General features: G+C 70.1%; 23 protein-coding genes and 3 tRNA genes. 20 read left to right on the forward strand and 6 right to left on the reverse strand.

Features of this window, described 5'->3' with window-relative positions:
- The first annotated feature begins 37 nt into the window (after nucleotides 1-37).
- Nucleotides 38-979 carry a hypothetical protein gene (locus tag ACT3T9_RS16995; protein ID WP_444607122.1) on the forward strand — a complete coding sequence of 314 codons (942 nt, stop codon included), beginning with the start codon at nucleotides 38-40 and terminating at the stop codon, nucleotides 977-979.
- A 9-nt stretch (nucleotides 980-988) separates the two neighbouring features.
- Here ACT3T9_RS16995 and ACT3T9_RS17000 read toward each other — a convergent pair whose 3' ends face one another.
- Both ACT3T9_RS17000 and ACT3T9_RS17005 read right to left on the reverse strand, forming a co-directional pair.
- Complete coding sequence (locus tag ACT3T9_RS17000; protein ID WP_444502277.1) at nucleotides 989-1,864, reverse strand: hypothetical protein; 876 nt, start codon at nucleotides 1,862-1,864, stop codon at nucleotides 989-991.
- A gap of 182 nt (nucleotides 1,865-2,046) precedes the next feature.
- Nucleotides 2,047-3,144: an LLM class flavin-dependent oxidoreductase gene (locus ACT3T9_RS17005; RefSeq protein ID WP_441445972.1), complete on the reverse strand. Its 1,098-nt coding sequence runs from the start codon at nucleotides 3,142-3,144 to the stop codon at nucleotides 2,047-2,049.
- A gap of 115 nt (nucleotides 3,145-3,259) precedes the next feature.
- Between ACT3T9_RS17005 and ACT3T9_RS17010 the strand changes: the two genes are divergently transcribed.
- The 7 genes from ACT3T9_RS17010 (at nucleotide 3,260) to ACT3T9_RS17040 (ending at nucleotide 7,177) form a co-directional block, all read left to right on the forward strand.
- On the forward strand, nucleotides 3,260-3,400 hold the full coding sequence (locus ACT3T9_RS17010) for a hypothetical protein (RefSeq protein WP_441445971.1): 141 nt from the start codon (nucleotides 3,260-3,262) through the stop codon (nucleotides 3,398-3,400).
- A gap of 34 nt (nucleotides 3,401-3,434) precedes the next feature.
- The gene (locus ACT3T9_RS17015) at nucleotides 3,435-4,220 is read left to right on the forward strand and encodes a fumarylacetoacetate hydrolase family protein (RefSeq protein ID WP_441445970.1); all 786 of its coding nucleotides are present in this window, start codon (nucleotides 3,435-3,437) and stop codon (nucleotides 4,218-4,220) included.
- Nucleotides 4,221-4,270: 50 nt separating this feature from the next.
- Nucleotides 4,271-5,818, forward strand: coding sequence for a glutamate--tRNA ligase (gltX, locus tag ACT3T9_RS17020; protein ID WP_441445969.1), 1,548 nt, complete (start codon nucleotides 4,271-4,273; stop codon nucleotides 5,816-5,818).
- A gap of 181 nt (nucleotides 5,819-5,999) precedes the next feature.
- Nucleotides 6,000-6,071, forward strand: a tRNA-Gln gene (locus ACT3T9_RS17025).
- Nucleotides 6,072-6,104: 33 nt separating this feature from the next.
- Nucleotides 6,105-6,177, forward strand: a tRNA-Glu gene (locus tag ACT3T9_RS17030).
- A 27-nt stretch (nucleotides 6,178-6,204) separates the two neighbouring features.
- A tRNA-Glu gene (locus ACT3T9_RS17035) sits at nucleotides 6,205-6,277 on the forward strand.
- Between the two features lie 81 nt (nucleotides 6,278-6,358).
- Complete coding sequence (locus tag ACT3T9_RS17040) at nucleotides 6,359-7,177, forward strand: universal stress protein (protein ID WP_441445520.1); 819 nt, start codon at nucleotides 6,359-6,361, stop codon at nucleotides 7,175-7,177.
- A 37-nt stretch (nucleotides 7,178-7,214) separates the two neighbouring features.
- Here ACT3T9_RS17040 and ACT3T9_RS17045 read toward each other — a convergent pair whose 3' ends face one another.
- Entirely contained in the window at nucleotides 7,215-7,949 is a 735-nt protein-coding gene (locus ACT3T9_RS17045; protein ID WP_441445519.1) for an IclR family transcriptional regulator, read from the reverse strand.
- 141 nt (nucleotides 7,950-8,090) lie between these two features.
- Here ACT3T9_RS17045 and leuC point away from each other — a divergent pair, with 141 nt between their 5' ends.
- The 7 genes from leuC to ACT3T9_RS17080 all read left to right on the forward strand — a co-directional run bounded on the left by leuC (nucleotide 8,091) and on the right by ACT3T9_RS17080 (nucleotide 15,176).
- Nucleotides 8,091-9,530, forward strand: a complete 1,440-nt coding sequence (gene leuC, locus ACT3T9_RS17050; RefSeq protein WP_441445518.1) for a 3-isopropylmalate dehydratase large subunit — start codon at nucleotides 8,091-8,093, stop codon at nucleotides 9,528-9,530.
- A 14-nt stretch (nucleotides 9,531-9,544) separates the two neighbouring features.
- Nucleotides 9,545-10,159, forward strand: coding sequence for a 3-isopropylmalate dehydratase small subunit (gene leuD / locus ACT3T9_RS17055; protein WP_441445517.1), 615 nt, complete (start codon nucleotides 9,545-9,547; stop codon nucleotides 10,157-10,159).
- Nucleotides 10,160-10,338: 179 nt separating this feature from the next.
- On the forward strand, nucleotides 10,339-11,658 hold the full coding sequence (murA, locus tag ACT3T9_RS17060; protein WP_441445516.1) for a UDP-N-acetylglucosamine 1-carboxyvinyltransferase: 1,320 nt from the start codon (nucleotides 10,339-10,341) through the stop codon (nucleotides 11,656-11,658).
- A complete protein-coding gene (locus ACT3T9_RS17065; RefSeq protein WP_444607123.1) occupies nucleotides 11,658-12,239 on the forward strand; it encodes a hypothetical protein in 582 nt (193 codons plus the stop codon). The genes murA and ACT3T9_RS17065 overlap by 1 nt, the downstream gene beginning before the upstream one ends.
- On the forward strand, nucleotides 12,236-13,042 hold the full coding sequence (locus ACT3T9_RS17070) for a lysophospholipid acyltransferase family protein (protein WP_444502274.1): 807 nt from the start codon (nucleotides 12,236-12,238) through the stop codon (nucleotides 13,040-13,042). The genes ACT3T9_RS17065 and ACT3T9_RS17070 overlap by 4 nt, the downstream gene beginning before the upstream one ends.
- Nucleotides 13,039-14,037 carry an NAD(P)H-dependent glycerol-3-phosphate dehydrogenase gene (locus tag ACT3T9_RS17075; protein WP_441445513.1) on the forward strand — a complete coding sequence of 333 codons (999 nt, stop codon included), beginning with the start codon at nucleotides 13,039-13,041 and terminating at the stop codon, nucleotides 14,035-14,037. The genes ACT3T9_RS17070 and ACT3T9_RS17075 overlap by 4 nt, the downstream gene beginning before the upstream one ends.
- A gap of 23 nt (nucleotides 14,038-14,060) precedes the next feature.
- Nucleotides 14,061-15,176 carry a D-alanine--D-alanine ligase family protein gene (locus tag ACT3T9_RS17080; protein WP_441445512.1) on the forward strand — a complete coding sequence of 372 codons (1,116 nt, stop codon included), beginning with the start codon at nucleotides 14,061-14,063 and terminating at the stop codon, nucleotides 15,174-15,176.
- Between the two features lie 31 nt (nucleotides 15,177-15,207).
- Here the strand turns inward: ACT3T9_RS17080 and ACT3T9_RS17085 are convergent, their stop codons facing one another.
- On the reverse strand, nucleotides 15,208-15,705 hold the full coding sequence (locus ACT3T9_RS17085) for a DUF3515 family protein (RefSeq protein WP_444592509.1): 498 nt from the start codon (nucleotides 15,703-15,705) through the stop codon (nucleotides 15,208-15,210).
- Nucleotides 15,706-15,738: 33 nt separating this feature from the next.
- Between ACT3T9_RS17085 and thiL the strand changes: the two genes are divergently transcribed.
- From thiL to ACT3T9_RS17100, 3 genes are all read left to right on the forward strand, one after another.
- Entirely contained in the window at nucleotides 15,739-16,794 is a 1,056-nt protein-coding gene (thiL, locus tag ACT3T9_RS17090) for a thiamine-phosphate kinase (RefSeq protein WP_441445510.1), read from the forward strand.
- A 63-nt stretch (nucleotides 16,795-16,857) separates the two neighbouring features.
- Complete coding sequence (locus ACT3T9_RS17095) at nucleotides 16,858-17,934, forward strand: NAD(P)-dependent alcohol dehydrogenase (RefSeq protein ID WP_444607124.1); 1,077 nt, start codon at nucleotides 16,858-16,860, stop codon at nucleotides 17,932-17,934.
- Nucleotides 17,931-18,923, forward strand: a complete 993-nt coding sequence (locus ACT3T9_RS17100; RefSeq protein WP_444607125.1) for a GNAT family N-acetyltransferase — start codon at nucleotides 17,931-17,933, stop codon at nucleotides 18,921-18,923. Before ACT3T9_RS17095 ends, ACT3T9_RS17100 begins: the two co-directional genes overlap by 4 nt.
- Nucleotides 18,924-18,926: 3 nt before the next feature.
- On the opposite strand, the gene ACT3T9_RS17105 is transcribed toward ACT3T9_RS17100, so the two are convergent.
- Together ACT3T9_RS17105 and rpmB are read right to left on the reverse strand one after the other, a co-directional pair.
- Nucleotides 18,927-19,670 (reverse strand): Type 1 glutamine amidotransferase-like domain-containing protein, encoded by a 744-nt coding sequence (locus ACT3T9_RS17105; protein WP_442332103.1) that lies wholly within the window; start codon nucleotides 19,668-19,670, stop codon nucleotides 18,927-18,929.
- A gap of 99 nt (nucleotides 19,671-19,769) precedes the next feature.
- Complete coding sequence (gene rpmB, locus ACT3T9_RS17110) at nucleotides 19,770-19,967, reverse strand: 50S ribosomal protein L28 (protein ID WP_441445506.1); 198 nt, start codon at nucleotides 19,965-19,967, stop codon at nucleotides 19,770-19,772.
- A 273-nt stretch (nucleotides 19,968-20,240) separates the two neighbouring features.
- Between rpmB and ACT3T9_RS17115 the strand changes: the two genes are divergently transcribed.
- Both ACT3T9_RS17115 and rsmD read left to right on the forward strand, forming a co-directional pair.
- Nucleotides 20,241-22,454 carry an ATP-dependent DNA helicase RecG gene (locus ACT3T9_RS17115; RefSeq protein WP_444607126.1) on the forward strand — a complete coding sequence of 738 codons (2,214 nt, stop codon included), beginning with the start codon at nucleotides 20,241-20,243 and terminating at the stop codon, nucleotides 22,452-22,454.
- 1 nt (nucleotide 22,455) lies between these two features.
- Entirely contained in the window at nucleotides 22,456-23,034 is a 579-nt protein-coding gene (gene rsmD, locus ACT3T9_RS17120) for a 16S rRNA (guanine(966)-N(2))-methyltransferase RsmD (protein WP_441445504.1), read from the forward strand.
- Nucleotides 23,035-23,296: the final 262 nt, after the last annotated feature.

Below are 23,296 nucleotides of genomic sequence, written 5' to 3' on the forward strand. Positions count from 1 at the left end.
GAGCAGAGACGACGACGCGAGGACGAGGTGGGGACCGATGACATTCCTGGGGGCTGACACCGAGGCGCTGCGCGCACAGGCCGAGCTGACCGATACCCGCGCGCGCCAGCTCGATGGGCTCTCCCTGCGACTCGGCATCGCGGTGCGCACGGCGACCTGGATCGGGCCGGACGTCGAGCGCTTCCGCGAGGACTTCGAGTCCCGGGTGCTCGAACGCATCGAGGAGGCGCTCGAGGATCTGCGGCGCCGCCTCGAGGGGCTCCGGCGCGAGGCGGAGGAGCAGGACGCGGCGAGCGACGGGGACGGCGGCGGCTCGCTCTGGGACACCATCACCCAGTGGCTCGAGGACTACGAGCCGCTCCAGAGCGATGGCTTCTGGGGCGATCTCCTCGGCGAGGACGGTCTGCTGGGGCTCGACATCTTCGCCGGGGTCACCTCGGCCATCGACGTCGTCGGAATGTTCGACGTCGGCACCTGGGGGGACGTCCTCAACATCGTCGGCGATGCATCCACGATGGGCATCGCGGTCTATGACGGGTTGCAGGCCTTCCAGGACGGGGACCTGTTCGGTGTGCTCGATGCGGCCATCACCTACAACATCAACGGCCTGGACCTGGCGTTCACGACGGTCGGCATGATCCCCCACCCCGTGACGAAGCTCATCGGTGGCATCGGAGGCATCGCGACCGGTGCCCTGGACATCGCGTGGAACGGCCTGACGGTCGCGACCGCGCACAACCCGGATTCGGTCGGCGGGGGGTCGCCCTCGCGTGCGCTGCTGGAGGCGCCCGGGGACGTGGTCGAGATGCTCACGGGATGGAGCGGGCTGCGCGAGGGGACGGACACCGTGCTCGACGGTGCCCAGGACCTCTTCCAGGACAGCAGCGAGGGGATCCGGGACGCTGTCCCGATCCTCGACCCGATCATCGACGGTCCCCAGCGCATCGTCGAGGGCGTCGGCGACCTGGTCTTCGGCTGAACCCGGCCCTCAGCCGGAGGTCATGAACTCCGCGAGCTGAGCGCGCAGTCCGTCCGGACCCACGCGCACGGCCTCGAGCACGGAGGCCTCGAGGGAGGGCGCTCCGGTGCCATGTTCCGAGGGCTGGAGCGCGACGGTGGATTCTCCGTCGTGGAGCACCCAGAGCACCTGCTCGACGCCCTCGGCGCGATCCTCGGCGAGGATCCGTACCCGTCGGGTGGCGGAGGAGAGGAGGACACCGATCTCCGGATCAGCCGTGAGCTCCTCGAGCGTCCCGGAGCGGACCTCCGCGGCCTGCTCCTCGGTCGGGGCGCTCTCGGGATCGGGGGCGCCCAGCAGCCAGAGGACCTGGACCCGCGCCGCGCTGTCGACGCTGCTCATGGTGAAGTGGTGGATCCCGTTGGCGGAGATCTGCTCCTGCATCACGGTGCCGTCGAGATCGGCGAAGGCCTGGATCGCGCCGCGCGCAGGATCGTCGAGGTCAGTCGCCGTGACACGCCGACTGGAATACACGCGGCGCCCCACGATCCCGGCCGGCAGCGCGGTCGGGAGGAGGTCTTCCGGGTCGCCGACGGGTTCGCGCCCCTCAACCTTCGCCAGAGTGCCCTCAGGCGCGATGGCACCCGCGGCGAGCTGTCCGCGCGCCGCCGAGGACAGCAGCAGTTCGCGCTGCGCGTCCGTAGCCGTCGAGCGGTCGAGCCACGGCGTGAGCAGTGCGGGGGCCTCGCTCGTCCCGTGGAGCACCACGAGCTGCTCGTCGGTCAGGCTGCCCAGAGCGGTGGGCCCGGGGTCCGCGTGCCGGGCCAGAGCGGCGGCCGCGGTCGCGATGCGGCGCTCGCGCGAGGTGCCGGTGCTCTCGTTCGTGGTGATCTCCCGATCGTTCATGGGGTCAGCCTACGGTGGCCGCTCCGGCACGCTTCCTCACGGACCAGAGAACCCGCCCTGGAGCCAGCGCTTCGCTCATCCGCTGGTGCCGTGACGTCCTGGACGGGATCAGCAGCGAGGAGACGGAGCTGAGGATCCGCTCGTTCCTGCTGCGGGAGGCACCGCGGTGACGTGAGCCCTCATCACGCCTCGTCGAAGGGCGAGTCCATTTCGGTGTCGGGCCGCGCCGCGAGCAGCTCGCGCACGCGCGGGATGACCTCGGTGCCGTACAGCCGGATCGACTCCATCAGCTGCTCGTGCGGCATCGGCCCGCTCGCGTACTTCAGATCGAAGCGGTCCACGCCGAGGGTGCGGATCGTCGTCGCGATCCTGTGCGCCACCGTCTCCGGAGAACCGACGTACAGCGCCCCATGCTGCATCTCGGCATCGAACTCGGCGATGCCCGAGGGACCCCAGCCACGCTCCCGCCCGATCTCGTTGCGGTTGTGGATCCAGTGCGGGGCCAGCTGCTCCCGCGCGGTCGCGTCGTCGGCGGCGATGTGGCCGGGGGAGTGGACCCCGACGGGGAGTCGGCCGTTGCCCAGCTTCTCGTTCGCCTCGTGGAACAGCCGGACGTACGGGGCGAAGCGGTCGGCGGCGCCGCCGATGATCGCGAGCATCAGGGGCAGGCGGTGGCGGGCCGCCCGCACCACCGAGTTCGGGCTGCCGCCCACGGCGACCCAGGTGGGCAGCGCGCGCTCGAGCGGCGGATAGAGAGACTGCGCCTTCAGCGGGGCACGGGTGGTGCCGGACCAGGTGATCGGCTCCCCGGTGATCGCGGCGGAGAGCAGATCCAGCTTCTCCTCGAAGAGCGTCTCGTAGTCCTGCAGCGCGAACCCGAACAGCGGGAACGACTCCGTGAACGAACCACGCCCCACCGTCAGCTCCGCGCGGCCCTGCGACAGCGCATCCAGAGTCGAGAACCGCTCGACCACGCGCAGCGGGTCGTCGGAGCTGAGCACGATCACGGCGGTGCCGAGGGTGATCCGCTCGGTCCGGGTGGCGAGGGCGGCGAGCACCATGTCGGGCGCGCTGATGGCGAAGTCGGGACGGTGATGCTCGCCGACCGAGAAGTGATCGATGCCCACGCTGTCCGCGAGCTCGCCCTGCGCGATCACGTCACGGATCACCTGCGAGGCCGGCACCGGGGCCCCGTGTGCGTCGACGGTGACGTCGCCGAAGGTGTCCAGGCCGAAGGTCAGCCGTGGGAGGTCGGATGCGGTCGTGGTCGGGTCAGTCACGGAGGAGCTCCATTCTGCGACGCAGGCACCTGCGCCAAGAGTCGTTGATGATTCAAGTATAGCGTAGTACGTGCTGGAAAGGGCGTCGAGACCTGGACCGCCGGACAGCGTGGGGATGACCTGCACGCTCGGCGCCGGCGAGACCACCCGGGCCATGATCGCCATCACCTCCGTCGAGGAGGACGCGGCGAGATCTGATGCCGAGATATCTGATGCCGAGATCTGGTGCCGAGATCGCCGGCGCCGAGGTCGCTGAAGGGGCCGACGAGTGACGCTCTAGACTGGCGGGCATGCGTATCGCCCGATTCACCACCGGTGAAGACCCCATGTACGGCATCGTCCAGGAGAAGGATGGCCGGGACATGGTCTATGGGATCACCGGTGACCCCCTGTACACAGAGATCCGACCCACCGGCACCGTCGTGCCGCTCGAGGACGTGCGCCTGCTGGCCCCCGTCATCCCTCGCTCGAAGGTGGTGTGCGTCGGCCGCAACTACGCGGCGCACGCCGCAGAGATGGGCAACGAGGTGCCGGAGCAGGCGCTCTACTTCCTCAAGCCCAACACCGCAGTCGTCGGCCCCGGCGATCCCGTGGTGCTGCCCTCCTACAGCCAGGAGGTGAGCCTCGAGGCCGAGCTCGCCGTGGTCATCAAGCGGATGGCCAAGAACCTCACCCCCGAGCAGGTCGCCGACCATGTGCTCGGATACACCTGCGCCAATGACCTCACCGCACGCGATGCGCAGCGGGAGGAGGATCAGTGGTTCCGGGCCAAGGCCTTCGACACCTCGTGCCCCATCGGGCCGTGGATCGAGACCGACCTGGATCCCGCAGCCGGTGCGGGGCTCGCCATCTCCAGCGCCGTCGACGGCGAGATCGCACAGCAGGGCAGTACTGCGGACATGGTCCGCTCCGTCGCTGAGCTGATCGCGGAGATCTCCTCCGTGGTCACCCTGCTGCCCGGCGATCTCGTCCTGACCGGTACACCCGCCGGTGTGCGGAGCGTCCCCGCCGGCGTCTCGGTCGACATCACCATCGAGGGCATCGGCACCTTGACCAATCCGATCGTGCGCCGTTGAGCAGCACGGCCTCGCCCCTCATCCTCGACAACTCCTCAGGAGCACCCCGCGTGACCACCGCCCCCGCCCCGACCTCGACCCCGACCGGCGCTGCCGACGAGGTCCGCGTCCGTTTCTGCCCCAGCCCCACGGGCACCCCTCATGTGGGGATGGTGCGCACCGCCCTGTTCAACTGGGCCCATGCCCGCCATCACGGCGGGAAGCTGATCTTCCGCATCGAGGACACCGACGCCGCGCGTGACAGCGAGGAGTCCTACCACCAGCTGCTCGACGCGATGCGCTGGCTCGGCATCGACTGGGACGAGGGCGTCGAGGTGGGCGGGCCGGACGGCCCCTATCGTCAGTCGCAGCGAGGAGAGATCTACCAGGACGTCATCGAGAAGCTGAAGGCGTCCGGACACATCTATGAGTCCTTCTCCACCGCGGAGGAGATCGTGGAGCGCCACAAGGCGGCGGGCCGGGATCCGCAGCTGGGGTACGACGGCTACGACCGCGACCTCACCGACGAGCAGAAAGCTGGCTTCCGCGCGGAGGGTCGCGAGCCCACCTGGCGCCTGCGGATGCCCGCGGAGGACATCACCTTCACCGACATGGTGCGCGGCGAGATCACCTTCAAGGCCGGCACCACTCCCGACTTCGTGGTCGTGCGCGCCAACGGGAAGCCGCTCTACACGCTGGTCAACCCGATCGATGATGCGCTGATGCGGATCACCCATGTGCTGCGCGGCGAGGACATCCTCTCCTCCACTCCCCGCCAGATCGCGCTGTACCGGGCACTGATCGAGATCGGCGTCGCGGAGCGGATCCCCGAGTTCGGGCACCTGCCCTACGTGATGGGGGAGGGCAACAAGAAGCTCTCCAAGCGCGATCCGCAGGCGGATCTCTTCCTCTATCGGAAGCAGGGCTTCATCCCGGAGGGCATGGTGAACTACCTGTCCCTGCTGGGCTGGGGCTACAGCGCCGACGAGGACATCTTCAGCCGTGCGCAGCTGGTCGAGCGCTTCGACGCCTCCGCCGTGAACCCCAACCCGGCTCGCGTCGACCTCAAGAAGGCCACCGCCATCAATGCGGACCACATCCGTCTGCTGCCCGAGGCGGATCTCGCCGAGCGCCTGCTGCCGTACCTCCAGGCCGGCGGGGTGCTGGGCGAGGACGTGACCGAGCAGCAGCGCGCCCTGGTCGCCGCGGCCGTCCCGCTGGTCCAGACCCGGATGAACCTTCTCGGCGAGGCGCCGGAGCTGATGGGCTTCCTGTTCACCGCCGACGAGGACCTCGTGGTCCAGGACGATGCGCTGAAGAAGCTCGGCGATGACCCCGCAGCAGTGCTCGAGCGCGCGATCCGTGAGGTCGAGGCGATCGACGAGGGCGCCTTCACCGCTGAGGCACTCGAGCCCGCACTGCGCGGGGCGATCGTCGACGACATGGGGGTCAAGCCCCGCCTGGCCTTCGGGCCGCTGCGCAGCGCGATCTCCGGGCGCAGGATCTCTCCGCCCCTGTTCGAGTCGATGGAGCTGCTGGGCAAGCCCTCGAGCCTCGCCCGGCTGCGCTCGCTGCACAGCCGATTGACTGCAGAGGGCCGATTGGCTGCAGAGGGCTGAGTCCGGGGACGCTGTGGGGCAGGGTGCCGAGCCTCACAGCGTCCAGGGGCCTTCTCGCTTTGTGCTCCGCCCGAGAACCCGGTAGAGTCTTACCTCGGTACGGCATGCAGAACAGTTCGGAAATTCCACGGAAACCACCGGGGAACAGAACGGAAATGACTGCAGAAAGTACTTCTCACCATGGGGTATGGTGTAATTGGCAACACAGCGGTTTCTGGTACCGTCGTTCTAGGTTCGAGTCCTGGTACCCCAGCGCTACGCGGCATTTCATTGCCGCATGGCCCGCGCCCCGTTCGTCTAGCGGCCTAGGACGCCGCCCTCTCACGGCGGTAACACCGGTTCAAATCCGGTACGGGGTACGACCGAGATTTTCGGATCTCGTTTCAGCCCCGTTCGTCTAGAGGCCTAGGACGCCGCCCTCTCACGGCGGTAACACCGGTTCAAATCCGGTACGGGGTACGAGCAGGAGTCGACACTTCCCAGTGTCGGCTCCTTCGTCATTTCCGGACCTGCACCGGGCGGGCAGAGTATCGTCGTGACATGACGCACAGCACTGGTCCCCGAATCACGGTCGGCGTCTTCGATGCCGACGAGTCCGATCAGGCGGTCCGCTGGGCCGCCCTCCATGCCGCCGCAGTCGGCGGCACCGTCCATCTCGTCCACGCCTTCGTCTGGACCGAGCTCGACGTCAACATCGACCCGATCTCGGGGATGGCAGGCTCCGGCTTCCGCAATGCCGCGCACAGCCTGATCCTCGATGCCACCCGGATCATCCGCGAAGAGCATCCGGATCTTCCCGTGACCTCGGAGATCGTCGACGGCAATGCGGTGCCGGTACTGGTCGGGGTCAGCAGGGAATCAGATCTGCTGGTGCTCGGAGGTCGCGGCATGGGGCGTCTGATGACCCTCATCGTCGGGTCCAAGAGCCTTGCGCTGGCGGCGCGCTCCTACTGCCCCGTGGTGGTGGTCCGCGGACGGGTCGACGGCACGGGGCCGATCGGCCTGGTGCATCACGAGATCGCGACGGAGGTGGTCACCCGGGCCGCGGACCTCGCAGAGGCCTACGGGCGGGACTTCCACCTGGTCGTGCGCCCGGAGACCACCCCGGAACAGGCGCAGGAGATCCTCGCCGGCGTCGCCCAGCGGATCTCGTTGACGCATCCGGGAGTATTCGTGCGGGACGTGACGATCGCCGCGTCCGACAGCCCGAAGCAGCTGGTCCAGGCCAGCGAGGACGCCTGCCTGATGGTGGTCGCAGGGGAGCGTTCATCGGGTGCGGGAGGCAAGGTCGGCGCACCTCGTCAGCTGGTCAACGTGCTGCGCTTCGCCAACACCCCGGTCTGGATCGAGCGGGACTGACGCTGCGGGACGGGACTGACGCTGCGGGCGTGCGTGCTCAGGAGCCTGCGCGGCGCAGCAGCTCGGTGAGATGGTTCGCCGAGCTCATGACCGATGCCGCATGGAGGCGGCCCGGCTGACGGGTGATGCGGTCGATCGGTCCGGAGATGCTCAGGGCCGCGACCACGCGCCCGTTCGGACCGCGCACGGGGGAGGAGACGGATCCCACGCCGGGCTCGCGCTCGCCGATCGACTGCGCCCATCCGCGCCGCCGCACAGCGGAGAGCTGGGTCGCGGTGAACCGGGCGCCGAGCAGCCCACGATGCAGGCGGTCGGGCTCCTCCCAGGCCAGCAGGATCTGGGCGGCGGAACCTGCCCGCATGGTGAGCGCGGCGCCCAGCGGCACCGAGTCCCGCAGCCCGATCGGTCGCTCCGCCGCTGCCACGCAGATGCGGTGATCGCCCTGGCGACGGTAGAGCTGCGCGGATTCGCCGGTGTGGTCACGCAGCGCGGCCAGCACGGGACCGGCCGAGGCCAGCAGGCGGTCCTCCCCGGCGGCGGCGGCGAGCTCGCCCAGGCGCGGGCCCAGGACGAAGCGTCCCTGCATGTCGCGGGCGACGAGATGGTGGAACTCGAGCGCGACGGCGAGGCGGTGCGCGGTGGGCCGGGCGAGGCCCGTCGACTGCACGAGCTGGGCGAGGGTCGCGGGGCCGGCTTCGAGGGCGCCGAGGACGATCGCCGCCTTGTCCAGCACGCCGACGCCGCTGCCGTTCTCCTCTGAAGTCTTGTCCATGCTCCGATACTGCCGTCTTATTTGGTGAGACGCAAGTGCATCGCATCGTGGACCCGCCCACCATGGGACGAGCGCTCGCACCCCGAGTGCATCTCAGCATTCAGCAGCGCGCCCTCATCCGGGGCGCAGGGAAGGATCGATATGGCGGGGACCCTCGCGGAGAAGGTCTGGGCGGATCACGTGGTCCGTCGCGGAGAGAACGGCGAACCGGACCTGCTGTACATCGACCTCCAGCTCCTGCACGAGGTGACCAGCCCGCAGGCCTTCGACGGCCTCCGCCAGGAGGGCCGTGGCCCGCGCCGGATCGACCAGACGATCGCGACCGAGGATCACAACACCCCCACGATCGACATCGACAAGCCGATCGCGGACCTCACCTCGCGCACCCAGATCGATACGCTGCGCCGCAACGCCGAGGAGTTCGGCGTGCGCATCCACTCGCTCGGGGACGTCGACCAGGGGATCGTCCACGTGGTCGGCCCGCAGCTGGGCCTGACCATGCCCGGCATCACCGTGGTGTGCGGCGACTCCCACACCTCGACGCACGGCGCCTTCGGGGCTCTGGCCTTCGGGATCGGCACCAGCGAGGTCGAGCATGTGCTCGCCACCCAGACGCTGCCGCTGACCCCCTTCAAGACCATGGCGATCACCGTGAACGGCGCACTGAAGCCGGGCGTGACCGCGAAGGACATCATCCTCGCGGTCATCGCGAAGATCGGCACCGGCGGCGGCGCGGGCTACGTGCTCGAGTACCGCGGCGAGGCGATCCGTCAGCTCTCCATGGAGGGCCGCATGACCGTCTGCAACATGTCCATCGAGGCGGGAGCGCGTGCGGGCATGATCGCCCCCGACGAGACCACCTTCGAGTACGTCCAGGGTCGTCCCCACGCGCCGCGGGGGAAGGACTGGGACGAGGCCGTCGCCTATTGGAAGACGCTGCGGAGCGACGATGACGCCACCTTCGACACCGAGGTGTTCATCGACGCGGACACGCTCGAGCCCTTCGTCACCTGGGGCACGAACCCGGGCCAGGGCCTGCCCCTGTCCGCCTCGGTCCCCGCGCCCGAGGACTTCACCGACGACAGTGCCCGCAACGCCGCCGAGCGCGCGTTGGAGTACATGGACCTGGTCCCCGGCACCCCGCTGAAGGACATCAAGGTCGACACCGTCTTCATGGGCTCGTGCACCAACGGCCGCATCGAGGACCTGCGGGCGTTCGCCTCGGTGCTCGAGGGCCGGAGCAAGCACCCCGATGTGCGGGTGCTGGTCGTCCCCGGCTCGGCCCGGGTGCGCCTGCAGGCCGAGAAGGAGGGGCTGGACCGCATCTTCCTGGACTTCGGTGCTGAATGGCGCCAGGCCGGCTGCTCGATGTGCCTGGGCATGAATCCGGACCAGCTGGCACCGGGCGAGCGCGCCGCCTCCACCTCGAACCGCAACTTCGAGGGCCGCCAGGGCAAGGGTGGCCGCACCCACCTGGTCTCCCCGGTGGTGGCTGCCGCCACCGCCGTGCGCGGCACCCTGTCCTCGCCGTCGGACCTCGGTGCGGACTCCGCGCCCTCCGACCTCCAGCCCGTCGCCTGACCAGGAGCATCTCCATGGAAGCCTTCACGACCCACACCGGCATCGGTGTCCCGCTGCGTCGCAGCAACGTCGACACCGACCAGATCATCCCCGCCGTCTACCTCAAGCGCGTCACCAAGACCGGCTTCGACGACGGACTGTTCAACGCCTGGCGCACCAACGACCCCGAGTTCGTGCTGAACCAGCCCGCCTACGCGAAGGGCTCGGTGCTGGTGGCCGGCCCCGACTTCGGCACCGGCTCCTCCCGCGAGCATGCGGTCTGGGCGCTGCGCGACTACGGTTTCAAAGCCGTGCTGTCCACCCGCTTCGCGGAGATCTTCCGCGGCAACGCCGGCAAGCAGGGCCTGGTCGCCGGGATCCTGTCGCAGGACGATCTCGAGCAGTTGTGGAAGATCCTCGAGGAGAACCCCGGCACCGAGGTGACCGTGGACCTGGAGAACCGTCAGGCCCACGCCGGGGACAGCACCTTCCGCTTCGAGGTCGACGACTACACCCGCTGGCGCCTCATGGAGGGCCTGGACGACATCGGCCTGACCATGCGCCATGAGCAGGACATCACCGATTTCGAGGCGACGCGTCCGTCCTGGATGCCGAAGACTCTGCCGGCCCGCACCGCCGACTCGGACTGAGCGAGCCGCGGGGGCGAGCGACCCTCGGGGACAAGAGGCTCTCGGGACGAGAGGCTCTTGAGGACTGACCACCTCTCGGGCCGGGAGCCGGGTTCCGGCTCCCGCCGAGGTCCCTCCGGTATGGTGACCCGGTCAGAGAGCGGCGTCCACGGGCGTCCGACCGTCAAGGCAAGGACACCATGAGTTCGACATTCCATGTGCGCGGAGGACGGCCCCTCGACGGTGAGATCACTGTGCGCGGGGCGAAGAACCTGGTCTCGAAGGCGATGGTCGCGGCGCTGCTGGGGGAGGAGCCGAGCATCCTGCGCTCGGTTCCCGACATCTCCGACGTGCGGATCGTCTCGAACCTGCTCTCGATCCACGGCGTCAAGATCGAGCACGACGTCGCCGAGGGCACGCTGCGGCTGGATCCCTCGAACGTCGAGCAAGCGCACGTCGCCGATATCGACGCCCATGCGGGCAGCTCGCGGATCCCGATCCTGTTCTGCGGCCCGCTGCTGCATCGGCTCGGCGAGGCGATCATCCCCGATCTCGGCGGCTGCCGGATCGGTGACCGCCCCATCAACTACCACCTCGATGTGCTGCGCAGCTTCGGCGCGGTCGTGGACAAGCGCGAGATGGGCATCTACATCACCGCGCCGAACGGGCTCACCGGCACGAAGATCCATCTCGAGTATCCGAGCGTCGGCGCGACCGAGCAGGTCCTGCTGACAGCGGTCCGCGCCAGGGGCATCACGGAGCTCACGAACGCCGCGGTCGAGCCCGAGATCGAGGACCTGATCGCGGTGCTGCAGAAGATGGGTGCCCTGATCTCCCTGCAGACCGACCGCACCATCACGATCGAGGGCGTCGACCGTCTGGGCGGATACCAGCACACGGCACTGACCGACCGCATCGAGGCGGGCTCGTGGGCCTGCGCGGCACTGGTCACCAAGGGGTCCGTCTTCGTGCGCGGCGCCCAGCAGAAGCCGATGGCGACCTTCCTGAACATCTTCCGCAAGATCGGCGGCGGGATGGAGATCCGCGAGGACGGGATCCGCTTCTTCCATCCCGGCACCCCGCTCAAGGCGATCGCCCTGGAGACCGATGTCCATCCCGGCTTCATGACCGACTGGCAGCAGCCGCTGGTGGTCGCCCTCACCCAGGCCGACGGCATCTCGATCCTCCACGAGACGGTGTACGAGAACCGTCTGGGGTTCACCTCCGCGCTGAACGACATGGGAGCCCGCATCCAGGTCTACCGCGAATGCCTGGGCGGGTCGAGCTGCCGCTTCGGCCGCTCCAACTACAACCACTCCGCAGTGGTCTCCGGCCCCAACTCGCTGCACGGCGCGGACATCACCGTCCCCGATCTGCGCGGCGGCTTCTCGTACCTGATCGCGGCGCTGGGTGCCGAAGGGGTCTCGACCATCCGCGGCATCGACCTCATCGACCGCGGGTACGAATCCTTCCGCGACAAGCTCGGAGCCCTCGGCGGCGAATTCTGGGAGGAGGGCTGATGGCGGCGGAGGAGCTGCCTGCCAGCCAGATCACCGGCCCGGTGGCCGGAGCGGCAGGCTCCCTCGCACTGCGGGACATCCCGATCCCCGACTACTGCGATGTCGTGATCGTGCCCACCGCCGGGGTCGATGAGCCGGACCCCCGGGTCTGGGCGGACGCGATCTTCTCCCACGAGAACACCCCGCTGACCTCCCGAGGCCTGCGGGCCCTGCGCGACGAGGCCATCCGGCTGTTCGACATGGTCCCGCCGCCGCAGAAGGAGTTCGTCGCGGACGAGGTGCTCGGCTCCGAGGCGCTGATCATCGACGACGACGAGAAGCTGACCGTGCGGATCGGGGTCGCACTGCTCCCCGGCGGCGAGCTGCTGCAGGTCACCACCGCGGTGAAGTTCCGATCAGTGCGTGGCCGCCTGGCCTTCGCGCCCCGTCGGCTGATGCACGCCGCTGCGGTCAACACCCTGGCGCGGCGGGCTCCCACTACCCTGCGCCGACGCGCGCTGGCGGGCGACCCCGCAGCCGCCTCGCTGACCGGACAGGTCTCGCGGAAGGCTCTGGGCCGAGGCCCCTCGGCAGCACGATGACGTCCCTGCTGCGCAGCTGGGACATCGGCACCGCCCGGAGGCCCGAGCGACAGGCAGGACTCGTGATCGGCCTCGCGCAGCTCCCGCTGCGCCCCCTGATCGCCCTGCTGTCCCGCCCACGCTGGCAGGGAGTCGAGCGCCTGCCCCAGGAAGCGGGAGCGGTGATCGCCTGCGGGAACCATCTGAGCGCCTTCGACGCCTTCGGCTACGGGCATCTCCTCCAGGCCCACGGGATCGCTCCGCGCTTCCTAGCCAAGGAGACCCTGTTCCGGGTCCCGGTGCTCGGCGCCCTGCTGCGCGCCGCGCGCCAGATCCCGGTGCGGCGCGGCACCTCTCGCAGCAGCGATGCCCTGGCCGATGCCCGCGCCGCCCTCGCGCGCGGCGAGCTGATCATGCTCTTCCCCGAGGGCACGTACACCCGCGACCGCGAGCTGTGGCCGATGCGGGGCCGGGTCGGTGCCGCGCGGCTGGCCCTGGACACCGGGGCCCCGCTGCTGCCGATCGCGACCTGGGGCGGGCGGGCCCTGTGGCCCGTCGGCTCCCCGCTGCCGCGACCGAGACCCGGCCGTCATGTGCAGATGCTGGTCGGAGAGCCCTTCACGGTGTCGCAGCTGGATGGCGAGACCACCCAGCAGGCCGCCCTGCGCGTCACCGAGGAGCTGATGATGAAGATCGCGGAGCTGCTGGGACAGCTGCGAGGTCAGCAGCCCCCACAGGAGCTGCACGACGGCCGCACGGATGCCCATCGTCCTGAGGTAGGCAGGCCCCAGCACGGATATCGAGCCTGGAAGCAGATCACATGACATCGACCACCCGTCTCGCCGTGCTCGGCGCCGGAAGCTGGGGCACCACCTTCGCCCAGGTGCTCGCCGACGGCGGCGCCGAGGTCACGCTGTGGGCCCGCCGTGAGGAGGTCGCCCGCGAGATCCGCGAACAGCATCGCAACAGCACCTACCTCCGCGAGCATCGACTTCCCGAGTCGATCCACAGCACCTCTCGCCTCGAGGAGGCGCTCGAGGGAGTCCACGGGCTGGTGGTCGCGATCCCCGCCCAGTCGATGCGGGCCACCCTCGCCCCGTGGCCAGAGCTGCCAGAGGTGCCGGTGCTGTCGCTGACCAAGGGCATCGAGCGCGGTACTGATGCCCGCATCAGCCAGATCATCGCCGAGGCCGGGGGAGTCGACCCGGAGCGCATCGGTGTGCTCTCGGGTCCGAACCTCTCGGCGGAGATCGCCGAGCGCCGGCCCTGCGCGTCGGTCGTCGCCGCCCCCTCCCAGGCGCTCGCGGACGTCCTGGCCGCCTGGAGCGAGGCGCCGTACCTCCGCGCCTACACCTCTACCGACGTCATCGGCGTGGAAATCGCCGGAGCGGTGAAGAACGTGATCGCGATCGCGGTCGGTGCGGCGGTCGGGCTCGGCCACGGACACAACACCACCGCCTCCCTGATCACCCGCGGGCTCGCAGAGATCACCCGGCTCGGCGTCGCCCTCGGCGGTCGGCGAGAGACCTTCTCCGGCCTCGCCGGAATGGGGGACCTGGTGGCCACGTGCTCCTCGCCGCTGAGCCGCAACCACCGCCTGGGTCTCGCTCTCGGCCGCGGCCTCGACGTCGCTGCGGCCGCCGCCGAGGTCGGGCAGACCGCCGAGGGGGTCGCCACCGCTCGCGCCGTCGCCGAGCTCGCCGCCCGCCTCGACGTGGACATGCCCATCACCCGCGCCGTGGTCGCGGTCGTGGATCACGGCGCCCGTATGGAAGAGGTCACCACGGCACTGCTGGCACGCTCGGTGCGCCCGGAGTGACCAACAGTGAATATCCTTGGCCCATGAGAACCACCGTCGCCCTCCTGTTCGGCGGCCGCAGCGGGGAGCACGGCATCTCGTGCGTGACCGCCGGCGGCATCCTGGCCGCGATCGATCGCGAGCGCTTCGCCGTGATCGCCATCGGCATCACGCGCGAAGGCCGCTGGATCCATGTCTCCGACGACCCGAGCGACTGGACCCTGGTCGACGGACGCGCCCCCGAGGTCGACGCCTCCGGGCACGAGGTGCTGCTTCCCAGCACCCGCCACCGCCCGGGGGAGCCGATCACCCTGCGCACCCTCCGCGACGGCACGGTCCACGAGCTTGCGGACATCGATGTCGTGTGGCCGCTCCTGCACGGGGCCTACGGCGAGGACGGCACCGTCCAGGGCATGCTCGAGATGCTGGACATCCCCTACGTGGGCAGCGGGGTGCTCGCCTCCGCCGCCGCGATGGACAAGGCCGCGACGAAGCTCGTGCTGCGTGCCGTCGGCCTCGAATGCGCCCCTGGGATCGTCGTCCACGAGGACCGCTGGGCCAGCGAATCGCACCGCGTCCTCACCTATCTGCGCAAGAACCACCCGCTGCCCTGGTTCGTCAAGCCCGCCCGTGCCGGCTCGAGCCTGGGCGTCACCAAGGTGACCGATCCCGCCGAGCTCGAGATCGCGATCAAGACCGCCTTCGCCGAGGACCCCAAGGTGCTGGTGGAGGAGGGGCTCGACGCCCGCGAGGTCGAGTGCGGTGTGCTGCAGGGCCGCGACGGCGGAGAGCCCAGCACCACGCTGCCCGGGGAGGTGAAGGTCGGCGACGACCTCGAGTTCTACGACTACGAGGCGAAGTACTTCGGCAAGGGCACCGTGAGCATCGACGTGCCCGCCGGCCTGCCCGATGACATGCTCGAGGAGGCTCGCGAGATCGCCTCCCGCGCCTTCACGGCGCTGGGCCTGGAGGGGCTGGCGCGCGTGGACATGTTCGTCACCCGCGACCGTCGGGTGCTGATCAACGAGGTCAACACGATGCCGGGCTTCACCCCGTACTCGATGTTCCCGGTGCTCTGGGAGCACATGGGGCTGAGCTATGCGGACCTCATCGCCGAGCTGATCGAGCAGGCGCGGAAGCGCCGCCTGGGACCCCGCTGAGCACTGAGCTCTGAGCCCTGACCGCTGGGCGCTACTGCGCGGGCTGGTCGCCCGGGCCGATGCAGAAGTCCGTCGCCTCGATGTTCCGGCTGATCACCTGGGAGAGGGCCAGAGCGGCGCCCGACGGCTGATCCGGCGCGGCCGACCTCGGCACCGAGACGTCGACCGCAGGCTCCCGGCCGTAGGTCGTGTACAGGAACACCTCGTCCTCGAGCTCGCGGACGATCCAGTCCACCTCCACCCCGTCGCCATCGGCGAGGGTGGTGCAGAGGTCGGTGGTGGGACCGGGCGGAGTCACGCCGCAGCGCATCACGATCGTGTCCTCGCCGCTGCCCCAGGCGACGGTGCCCTGGCTCGAGGTCTCCGCGCGCTCCATGCCCAGCACCTCGGGCGGGGCGCCGAGCACGATGTCGGCGCAGACCGGGTTCGCGGCATCGGCCCCCGCGGGCACTGTGACGGTGCCGCAGGAGACCAGGCCCAGGGCCATCAGGCCGGCGGCGGGAAGGGCGAGCAGGCGGGATCGGAGCACTCGGAGAGCCTACCGGTCGGGCACACTGGGAGCATGGCAGGCGACACCCCCCACGAGGACACTCCACATGACGGAGCCCCCCGCAGCACCCCCCGCGGCGAGGCCGCGCTCCTGGCCCGCATGCTCCCGCACCTGAGCCACGGCGCCGAGGTGCAGGTGGGGCCCGGAGATGATGCCGCAGTGGTGCACCTGCCCTCCCCGCGCCTGGTGGTCACCACCGACTCCCTGGTCGAGGGGCATGATTTCCTGACGCACGCCACCACCGCCCGATGGATCGGGCACAAGGCGGCAGTCCAGAACCTTGCCGATGTCGCCGCGATGGGTGCTCGGCCACTGGCCCTCGTGGTCGCGATCTCCGCCCCTGCCGACACTCCGGGGGCGGTCTTCGAGGACCTCACGATCGGCCTGGCGGCGCGCGCCGAGGCAGAGGGGGCGAGCATCGTCGGCGGCGACCTGGGACGCGCCGATCAGCTGGTCCTCACGGTCACCGCGATGGGCTCGCTGCCCGAGACGCAGCCGGCCATCTGCCGCACCGGTTCCCGCGCGGGGGATGTCCTCGCGATCGGGTCTCCCCGTCTGGGCCGCTCGGCCGCCGGGCTCGCCCTGGTGCTGGGGCGGCGGGCGCTGGTCCATGCCCCGGATGGCACCCACCCCACGATCATGCTCAGGGACATCGCCGACCCGTCGGCGGCAGAGCTGGTGCGCTGGCATGACGCCCCGGACCCTGATCTCTCGCTGGGCTGGACCGGCGGCCGCACGGCCCACGCCATGATGGATCTGTCCGACGGGCTGGTCCGCGACGGAGGCAGGCTGGCCCGGGCCGCCGACGTCACGCTCGACCTCGACCGCAACGCGCTGGCCCCTGACGTCGCGCAGCTCGCAAGCCTCGCCGCGGAGCTCGGTGCCGACCCCTGGAGCTGGGTGCTCCACGGCGGGGAGGAGCATGCGATGCTCGCCGCTTTCGCCCCGGGGGAGGTGCCGGAGGGGTTCCGCCCGATCGGCAGGATCCTGCCCGCCGGGCCGCAAGGTCCCACAGTGCTGCTGGACGGCGTGCCCATCCAGGGCGAGGGCTTCGATCACTTCGCCTGAGCGCGGTTAGGCTGGTCGGCGGCGCTCTCCGCGCCACGAACACGACCCGCCGGAGGAATTTCCATGCCGATCACCGTCAAGGCCCTGCAGAAGACCGGCCCCGACCAGCCGTTCCGCGTCACCACCATCGAGCGCCGGGACCCGCGCGCTGATGACGTGGTCATCGACATCGAGGCTGCCGGGATCTGCCACAGCGACATCCACACGATCCGCAACGAATGGGGCGAGGCGAGCTTCCCGCTCACCGTCGGTCACGAGATCGCGGGCGTCGTCTCCGCGGTCGGCGAGTCTGTCACCGACTGGAAGGTCGGGGACCGCGTGGGTGTGGGCTGCATGGTGAACTCCTGCGGGAACTGCGAGGAGTGCCGCGCCGGCCAGGAGCAGAACTGCCTGGAGGGCAACGTCGGCACCTACAACGCGAAGGACGTCGACGGCACCGTCACCCAGGGCGGCTATGCCGAGAAGGTCGTGGTCAACGAGCGCTTCGTGTGCCGGATCCCTGACGAGCTCTCCTTCGCCGTCGCCGCTCCGCTGCTCTGCGCCGGCATCACCACCTACGCCCCGCTGCGCCGCTGGGGCGCCGGGGAGCAGGTCGACGGCCGCGCCAAGCGCGTCGCGGTGCTGGGCCTCGGCGGGCTCGGACACATGGGCGTGCAGCTCGCGGCAGCGATGGGCGCCGAGGTCACTGTGCTCTCCCGCTCCCTGAAGAAGGAGCAGGATGCCCTCGAGCTCGGAGCGCAGCGGGTCCTCGCCACCACCGACGAGAACTTCTTCAGCGACCACCGCGGCGAGTTCGACCTGATCCTGAACACCATCAGCGCCGACATCCCCGTGGACAAGTACCTGCGCCTGCTTACGCCGCGCGGCGTGATGGCGGTCGTGGGCCTCCCGCCGGCGAAGCAGCCCGTCGGCTTCGGCTCACTGATCGGCGGCAACAAGGTGCTCGCCGGCTCCAACATCGGCGGCATCGCCGAGACCCAGGAGATGCTCGACTTCTGCGCCGAGCACGGCCTCGCCGCGAAGATCGAGGTCATCGGGGTCGGGGAGGCGGACGCCGCCTACGACCGCGTGGTCGCCGGCGATGTGCACTTCCGTGCCGTGATCGACACCTCCACCTTCGCGGACGCCGCAGCGGAGTGAACGACGGGGGCGAGGCCGGCGAGGCGCGACGATTCCGTCCCGCCACGCCGGCCGACGTCGACCGCGACGGGAACCGTTTCGAGTGGCTGAAGCCGGATGGCTGGCGCGAGAGCTTCCGTGCGCTCGTGCTCGACGTCGACGACCCCATCTCCGGGGAGCCGCGCGTGATCGGGGTGGGCCGCATCGGCCGCAACGTGGCCCATCCCGACCGCGATCTGGTCGAGCTCGAGATCGAGGAGGGGTACCGCCGCCTTGGCCACGGAACAGCGCTTCTCCGCGAACTCGGCAGTTACAGTGATAATCCATTGTCCAGCAAGGTGGTGCCCGGCTCGGAGCGTGACGGCTTCCTGCGCGCACAGGGGGCGGTGGCCTACCTCGAGGTCCCGTTGCTGAGAGTCGATGTCTCAGCGGATCGCACCGCCCGCTGGTGCGCCGCGGTCCGCGCGTCCCACGACGGCACCGCTCGCGCCGTCCCCTGGACCGAGCTCCCGCGCGAGCAGCTCGTCGACGCCCTCACCGACCGCTATGCCTGGCAGCATGCCAGCTGGTCGCCCACCGCCTCCCGCGAGGTGCTCCGCACCGAGGTGGGGGAGGAGTTCTATGAGGAGTCCGTGCACGAGCACTCCTGGGCTGTTCTCCGCGGCGGCGAGATCACGGCGCTGGCCGACCTCTACAGCGCGGACAAGGGTGAGGACGAAGACGAGGGCAGGGACGAGGACGAGGGCGCGAGAGTCGGCCGGCACCGAGAAGGAGCCCTCGAGGCGATCGATGCGTCGGCCCCGACGGCCCGTGCCGATGTCGCCCTCTGCCTCGCCGCTCTGCTCGAGGGCCTGCGGGAGCTGGGCACGGAGACCGTCGACTTCGACAACCATCCCACCGACCCGCACGCCGCCCCGCTGCTGGCCACCCTGCGGCGCACCGAGGTGGATCCGGTGCACCTTGTCGAGATCCCGAACGGCCTCACCGCGCTGCTGCGCGACGTGCCCTGATCCTCAGTGCAGGCGTCGTACCGGCAGATCGGCCTCCACGGCGTCACCGTCGGCCCCGCGCTCGATCCGCGTGACCCGCACCCCGTCGACTTCCGCGACCGCCTCGACCAGCTCGGTGCCGCGGAACAGCAGGCCCGTGCCGTCGTCGGTGCAGAGGGCGGCACCCAGTGTCCCGTCGGCCACCAGCTCTCGCAGCAGCGGCCGGCGACCGGCCTCGGAGTCCATGTGCACGCCGTTGGCGCCGGGCAGGAAGCCCAGGCCGTTCGTCACCGGCTGCAGATCCGGGCCGAAGGAGTCGGTGGCCCCGCCCTCGAACCAGCAGATCGACCCCGCGGAGATCCCGGCCAGCACCACGCCGTCCTGCCAGAGCCGGTGGAGGATCTCGGGCAGGCCGTGCGCGCGCCATACCGCGAGCAGGTTCACGACCGAGCCGCCGTTCACCCAGATGACGTCGAACCCGCGCAGATAGGACTCAATGTCCTCGACGTTCGGCTGGGTGAACAGGCTCAGATGGTGCAGGACGTATCCCGCGTCCCTCGCCGCTTCTTCCATATCTCGCTGGAAGCCCTTGTCATCACCGCTCGCGGTGCCGATGTTGCAGATCCGCGGGGGCCCGTCGGTGCGAGGCCCGCGTTCCTGCCCGAGCTCGATCGCGAAGGCCATCATCGGCCCGAAGCCGAAGCGCAGCCGGGGATGTGGCCGGTAGCCGGCGCTGGTGGCCAGGATGGTGGGTGCTGACGCGGGCATGGAGTCTCCTCGGTGGGCTGGTGCAGCGCGCCCGGAATGCACGAGAGCCCTCACCCGATCGGGTGAGGGCTCTCGTGGATGAATGCTGTGCGGTCTCGCTCAGGCACCGAGCGTGCTGACCTTGCCTGCCTTGAGGCAGGAGGTGCACACGTTCACGCGCTTGCTGGTGCCGTTGATCACAGTGCGGACGGACTGGATGTTCGGGTTCCAGCGACGCGAGGTGCGGCGGTGCGAGTGAGACACGGTCTTGCCGAAGCTCGGGGCCTTGGCGCAGATGTCACACGTGGAAGCAGCCACTGTCGTCTCCTGGTACGTCGATGTTCTGATCGCGGTGCCCGCTCCACCCCCGCGCCGGAACGGCGGGGTCGGTGACCTGGGTGAGCACGGAGGTGCGACCCCCCGGAGGTCAGGGCAACCACGGAATCATAGCCCAGATGCTCGCGGGTCAGAAGCGGGGGACGCTTCCTCCCCATGTGGACTCCATCACGGCACTGCCGGATGGTGGCACGATAGGGCCTGGCGCGCCGCACTCCACCGGGCGGCGCACATCGAGCACGAGGAGACGTCCGCATGGCCAGGAGGCACGAGTCCGCACGGGGCTCGATGCCGCTCACGGAGCTGCTGATCTCCAAGGAGTCCAAGGCTATGGCGTCCTTCGGGGTGCGGGACCTGGACACGATGATGCGCTTCGCGCCGCGCCGCTATGTCGTGCCCGCTCCGCTGCGCTCCCTCCACGAGGTCAACGAGGGCGAGGCCGTCAGCGCCGTGGTCTCGGTGGTCTCGGTGCGCGATCGCGCGATGCGCAGCCGTCGCGGCTTCATCCTCGAGGTGACCGTCTCCGACGGCATCGACGACATGCCGCTCACCTTCTTCCTCACCAAGCCCCATCAGGTCCAGTGGCACCGCGGCCGACTGCCCGTCGGCGCGCTGATCATCGTGCACGGCACCGTCGGCTTCGACGACTACCGCGACTCGCTCCAGATCACCCACCCGGACTACGAGACGATCGAGGACACCGACGAGGGCCGCGCCTGGGCCCAGCGGCCCCGCCCCATCTACCCGCTGCGCCAGAACATCTCCCAGGCCACCATGCGCTCGGCCACTGAGAAGGGTCTCGAGTTCGCCGACTCCCTCACCCGCCCGGTGCCGGACGAGGTGATCGCCCGCCGCGGCCTGCCCCCGCTCGCCGAGGCGTCCCGCCTGGTCCACATCCCGCTGACCGTCGAGGACACCCGCCGCGGTATGGCCCACCTCCGCTACGAGGAGGCCTTCATCCTGCAGGCGATCTTCGCCCAGCGCCGTGCCCAGGACGAGCGCACCCCTGCCCCCGTCCTCTCCGCTGAAGGGCCGCTGCAGCCTCTGCTCGATGAGCGCCTGCCGTTCACCCTCACGCAGGGGCAGCGAGAGATCGGCACGATGATCCAGGAGCGCATCGGCAAGGGGCATCCCACCAGCGTGCTGCTGCAGGGGGACGTCGGCTCGGGTAAGACCGTCGTCGCACTGCGGGCCATGCTGCGCGCCGTGGACTCTGGCCACCAGGCCGCGCTGCTCGCCCCCACCGAGGTGCTCGCGGAGCAGCATCACCGCACCCTGATCACCCTGCTGGGGGACCTCGCCCGCGCCGGTCAGCTCGATGGGCATGCCGCCGCGACCCGCGTGCGCCTGCTCACCGGCTCCCAGCGCACCGCAGGCCGGCGAGAGACGCTGCTCGACGTCACCTCCGGGCAGGCCGGGATCGTCGTGGGCACCCATGCGCTGCTGGCCGAGAAGGTCGAGTTCGCCTCGCTCGGCCTCGTGGTGATCGACGAGCAGCACCGCTTCGGGGTCGACCACCGCCGCCGGCTGCGCGCCAAGGGTGCCGCCGGAATGAGCCCCCATGTGATCGTGATGACCGCGACCCCGATCCCGCGCACCGCCGCGCTCGCGACCGTCGGCGACCTCGACGTGCTCACCCTCAGCGAGAGCCCGGGGCAGCGCGCCGGCGTCACCAGCTTCGTGGTCCACGAGAAGCTCCCGAAGTGGGAGCAGCGGATGTGGCAGCGCGCCGCGGAGGAGATCGCCGCGGGCCGTCAGGTCTTCGTGGTCTGCGCCCGCATCGATGAGGACGAGGCCGACGCACCCGCCCCGCTGATCCTCGACGAGAACGGCAAGGAGGAGCCGCCGATGCTCGAGCCCGCCCGCGGCGTCACCCAGACCGCACAGCGGCTCGCCGAGCGTCCCGAGCTCGCCGGGGCCCGCCTCGGCATCCTCCACGGCCGCCTGTCCGTGGAGGAGAAGCAGGAGGTGATGGGACAGATGCTGCGCGGCGAGATCGACGTGCTGGTCTCCACCACCGTCATCGAGGTGGGGGTCGACGTCCCCAACGCCTCGGTGATGATCATCCTGGACGCCGAACGCTTCGGCGTCTCCCAGCTCCACCAGCTGCGCGGCCGCGTGGGTCGCGGGGAGCACGCCGGAATCGCCTTCTTCGACACCTCCGGCGAGCCCGGGCAGCAGCACTCCACGCACCTGCACGCCATCGCGGAGACGACCGACGGCTTCGAGCTCGCCGAGCTCGACCTGCGTCGCCGAGGCGCCGGCGATCTGGTGGGGGAGGAGCAGTCCGGCCTGCAGCGCACCCTCAAGCACCTCGATGTCATCCGTGACGCCCGCGCCATCGAGCAGGCCCGCGAGGACGCCTTCGCCGTGGTCGCCGCCGACCCCGAGCTCACCACCCACCCCGCTCTCGCCGGTGCCGTCGCGGACCGGCTGCGGGATGCCGACCCCGACGTGGAGAGGAGCTGATATGCCGCGCATCGTCTCCGGCACCCTCGGCGGCCGAACCATCCCCGGCCCTCCTGGCAAGGGAACCCGCCCGACCACCGACAAGGTGCGCGAGGCCCTGTTCAACCGGCTCGAGGGCTGGGACGCCCTGGTCGGCGCCCGCGTGCTCGATCTCTACGCGGGCACCGGCGGACTCGCCTTCGAGGCGCTGTCCCGGGGCGCAGAGCATGCCCTGCTGGTCGAGCTGCACGGCCCGACCGCCAAGCAGCTGCGCCGCACCGCCGCCGACCTCGGCCTCACCGAGCGCACGGACATCCGAGTCGGCAGGGCCGCTGCCGTGGCGGCCCAGCTCGCCGCGCAGCCGGCATCGCAGCCCTCCGGCCACGCCGCCACCCTGGTCTTCCTCGACCCGCCGTATGACGTGACCACCGAGGCGCTCGAGCAGCTTCTGCTCACCCTCCGCCCCGCCCTGGCGGAGGATGCGCTGGTCGTCATCGAGCGCTCCTCACGCACTCGTCCCGTCGACTGGCCCGAGGGCTGGGCGGACGACGGCAGCAAGGAGTACGGGGAGACCGCGCTGCAGTTCGGTGGCCCGGCCTGACCTTCGGTGGCTCGGCGTGACGTTCGGTGGCTCGTCGTGATGCCGCTCTATCCACATTTTCAAGAAGTGCTTGCAGTGCGGCGGCGAATGTGCATTATCGCGCGGTAGCTTTGTGGCCTGCGGATATGGCGTGGACACAATTCGCGCGGCTGGCGCGGGGGCGGTCGTCATGCCGAGCGCGCGCACTGGTGACCTGCGAGTATCCCCAATTGGTGCACGATTTGTGGATATCGCGACCGTTCCTCCACCGCCGTGGGTTATC

This window comes from Brachybacterium sp. AOP29-B2-41, assembly GCF_052378395.1.
In the GTDB taxonomy this organism is placed as follows: domain Bacteria; phylum Actinomycetota; class Actinomycetes; order Actinomycetales; family Dermabacteraceae; genus Brachybacterium.

What these genes read in the sequence shown, in the direction of transcription:
- ACT3T9_RS16995 (WP_444607122.1), top strand. Translation starts at nt 38, where the DNA reads ATGACATTCCTGGGGGCTGACACCGAGGCGCTGCGCGCACAGGCCGAG.
- ACT3T9_RS17000 (WP_444502277.1), bottom strand. Translation starts at nt 1,864, where the DNA reads ATGAACGATCGGGAGATCACCACGAACGAGAGCACCGGCACCTCGCGC.
- ACT3T9_RS17010 (WP_441445971.1), top strand. Translation starts at nt 3,260, where the DNA reads ATGACCTGCACGCTCGGCGCCGGCGAGACCACCCGGGCCATGATCGCC.
- ACT3T9_RS17015 (WP_441445970.1), top strand. Translation starts at nt 3,435, where the DNA reads ATGCGTATCGCCCGATTCACCACCGGTGAAGACCCCATGTACGGCATC.
- ACT3T9_RS17040 (WP_441445520.1), top strand. Translation starts at nt 6,359, where the DNA reads ATGACGCACAGCACTGGTCCCCGAATCACGGTCGGCGTCTTCGATGCC.
- ACT3T9_RS17045 (WP_441445519.1), bottom strand. Translation starts at nt 7,949, where the DNA reads ATGGACAAGACTTCAGAGGAGAACGGCAGCGGCGTCGGCGTGCTGGAC.
- leuC (WP_441445518.1), top strand. Translation starts at nt 8,091, where the DNA reads ATGGCGGGGACCCTCGCGGAGAAGGTCTGGGCGGATCACGTGGTCCGT.
- leuD (WP_441445517.1), top strand. Translation starts at nt 9,545, where the DNA reads ATGGAAGCCTTCACGACCCACACCGGCATCGGTGTCCCGCTGCGTCGC.
- murA (WP_441445516.1), top strand. Translation starts at nt 10,339, where the DNA reads ATGAGTTCGACATTCCATGTGCGCGGAGGACGGCCCCTCGACGGTGAG.
- ACT3T9_RS17065 (WP_444607123.1), top strand. Translation starts at nt 11,658, where the DNA reads ATGGCGGCGGAGGAGCTGCCTGCCAGCCAGATCACCGGCCCGGTGGCC.
- ACT3T9_RS17070 (WP_444502274.1), top strand. Translation starts at nt 12,236, where the DNA reads ATGACGTCCCTGCTGCGCAGCTGGGACATCGGCACCGCCCGGAGGCCC.
- ACT3T9_RS17075 (WP_441445513.1), top strand. Translation starts at nt 13,039, where the DNA reads ATGACATCGACCACCCGTCTCGCCGTGCTCGGCGCCGGAAGCTGGGGC.
- ACT3T9_RS17080 (WP_441445512.1), top strand. Translation starts at nt 14,061, where the DNA reads ATGAGAACCACCGTCGCCCTCCTGTTCGGCGGCCGCAGCGGGGAGCAC.
- thiL (WP_441445510.1), top strand. Translation starts at nt 15,739, where the DNA reads ATGGCAGGCGACACCCCCCACGAGGACACTCCACATGACGGAGCCCCC.
- ACT3T9_RS17095 (WP_444607124.1), top strand. Translation starts at nt 16,858, where the DNA reads ATGCCGATCACCGTCAAGGCCCTGCAGAAGACCGGCCCCGACCAGCCG.
- ACT3T9_RS17105 (WP_442332103.1), bottom strand. Translation starts at nt 19,670, where the DNA reads ATGCCCGCGTCAGCACCCACCATCCTGGCCACCAGCGCCGGCTACCGG.
- ACT3T9_RS17115 (WP_444607126.1), top strand. Translation starts at nt 20,241, where the DNA reads ATGGCCAGGAGGCACGAGTCCGCACGGGGCTCGATGCCGCTCACGGAG.
- rsmD (WP_441445504.1), top strand. Translation starts at nt 22,456, where the DNA reads ATGCCGCGCATCGTCTCCGGCACCCTCGGCGGCCGAACCATCCCCGGC.